This window comes from Marivita sp. S2033 (assembly GCF_046592965.1).
Lineage (GTDB): Bacteria > Pseudomonadota > Alphaproteobacteria > Rhodobacterales > Rhodobacteraceae > Marivita.
In genome coordinates, this window is record NZ_JBISBV010000048.1 from 1 (window position 1) to 1,122 (window position 1,122).

At 55.1% G+C, this 1,122-nt stretch carries 1 protein-coding gene; it reads left to right on the plus strand.

The features are described 5' to 3' along the window. The first annotated feature begins 67 nt into the window (after positions 1-67). Positions 68-1,096 (plus strand): IS30 family transposase, encoded by a 1,029-nt coding sequence (locus tag ACGKZZ_RS17250; protein WP_411224752.1) that lies wholly within the window; start codon positions 68-70, stop codon positions 1,094-1,096. Positions 1,097-1,122 lie beyond the last annotated feature (26 nt).

Genomic DNA, 1,122 nt, shown 5'->3' on the forward strand with positions numbered 1-1,122 from the left:
GGCGCGCGCTACCCTGAAGTGCGACTCCTATTAGAAAACAACAAGTTATCTAATTGGAGTTTATGGCATGGGCGCTGTTTACACGCAACTTTCGCTTCAGGAACGTCGCAAGATTGAGGATTGGTGGCACGCAAAAGTCCCTGTCCGCGAGATGGCACGCCTCCTGAACCGCCACAAATCGACGATTTTCCGGGAGATCAAACGCAACTTCTGGGCGGATGAATCGCTGCCGAAGAACTATGCCGGATACTTCGGACACGCTGCACAGTTACAGACGCAGAAGCGCCGCAAGGTACAGCGCAAGCTGATCCGGCATTCAGATCTGTGCTCCTACGTCGTGCAGCGGATCAAACAAGGATGGACGCCCGAACAGATCGGTAACCGCATGATCCATGAGGGTGCTAAGCTGCGGGTCTGCCAAGAGACCATTTACCGCTACATCTACTCGAAGGAAGGCATGGCCCACGAGCTCTGGTGGTACCTGCCGGAACATCGAAAGTCTCGTCGCCCACGTCGTGCCAGAAAGCGTCAGGCACCAAAGTTTGACCGTGATGTCAGTATCCTGTTCCGCCCTGATGACGTGGCGCATCGCCGCCAGTTCGGCCATTGGGAGGCAGATTTGGTCCTGTTCAAACAACGCTTTGGGCAATCAAACGTAACATCACTGGTCGAACGCGTCAGCCGGTTCACAGTGCTGTTGAAGAACCCAAACAAGCGCACCAAGCCGGTGATGGGCAAGATCATGAAGGCTGTCCGCGACCTGCCCCATATCGCGCGTCGTTCAATCACATTCGACCGTGGCACTGAGTTCGTAAGCTGGCCACACCTGCAGGCCCAGATCGGCACACAAACCTGGTTTTGTGATCCGTCCTCGCCCTGGCAAAAAGGCACTGTGGAAAACACAAACCGACGTGCGCGAAGATGGCTGCCGAGGAAGCGCGACATCACGGCAGTCTCAGATCATGAATTGAAAATGATCTGCGACCGCCTCAACGCGACACCCAGAAAGTGCCTAGGTTGGAAAACACCCGCAGAGGTCTTCCGAGAAAAGATGATGGAAGAGATGGGTCGATGCCCCTACCCTCAAAAGGCATAGGAGTCGCAGTTCAGGTATCGCTCACA

Bases quoted from the DNA above. Each gene is read 5' to 3' on its own strand.
- ACGKZZ_RS17250 (WP_411224752.1), top strand. From the start codon at position 68: ATGGGCGCTGTTTACACGCAACTTTCGCTTCAGGAACGTCGCAAGATT.